General features: G+C 55.7%; 1 protein-coding gene. It reads right to left on the bottom strand.

The genetic code is table 11. The annotated features are described in order from the left end of the window. Positions 1–867, bottom strand: an 867-nt coding sequence (gene tuf, locus H3Z84_RS06910; RefSeq protein WP_199456946.1) for an elongation factor Tu, incomplete at its 5' end; no start/stop codon positions are given.

Here is an 867-nt window from a genome sequence, read left to right as displayed (position 1 = left end):
TTACTCGATGATCTTGGATACCACGCCGGCACCAACGGTACGGCCGCCTTCACGAATCGCGAAGCGCAGACCATCTTCCATGGCGATCGGAGCGATCAGGGTAACAGTCATTTTCACGTTGTCACCCGGCATTACCATTTCTACGCCTTCCGGCAGTTCGCAAGAACCGGTCACGTCAGTGGTCCGGAAGTAGAACTGCGGACGGTAGCCCTTGAAGAACGGAGTATGACGACCACCTTCTTCTTTGGACAGTACGTACACTTCACACTCGAACACAGTGTGCGGCTTGATGGAGCCCGGTACACACAGAACCTGACCACGCTCAACGTCGTCACGCTTGGTACCACGCAGCAGAACACCTACGTTCTCACCGGCACGACCTTCGTCCAGCAGCTTGCGGAACATCTCAACACCAGTACAGGTGGTCTTGGTGGTGTCGCGGATACCCACGATTTCCACTTCGTCACCTACCTTGATGATGCCACGCTCAACACGGCCAGTTACTACGGTACCACGACCGGAGATGGAGAATACGTCCTCGATCGGCATCAGGAACGGCTGATCGATGGCACGCTCCGGCTCAGGGATGTAGTCGTCCAGAGCTTCTACCAGCTTCTTAACAGCGGTAGTACCCATCTCGTTGTCGTCTTTACCTTCCAGAGCCATCAGGGCAGAACCGGTGATGATCGGAGTGTCGTCACCCGGGAAGTCGTACTGGCTCAGCAGGTCACGAACTTCCATTTCTACCAGCTCAAGCAGCTCTTCATCGTCTACCATGTCCGCTTTGTTCAGGAACACAACGATGAACGGTACACCTACCTGACGGGACAGCAGGATGTGCTCACGAGTCTGCGGCATGGGGCCGTC

It is taken from the genome of Marinobacter sp. bablab_jr003, assembly GCF_016464245.1.
GTDB classification, from domain to species: Bacteria; Pseudomonadota; Gammaproteobacteria; order Pseudomonadales; family Oleiphilaceae; genus Marinobacter; species Marinobacter vinifirmus.
The sequence above is the reverse complement of the archived record's forward strand: the minus strand, read 5'-3'. Positions and strand labels throughout refer to the sequence as shown.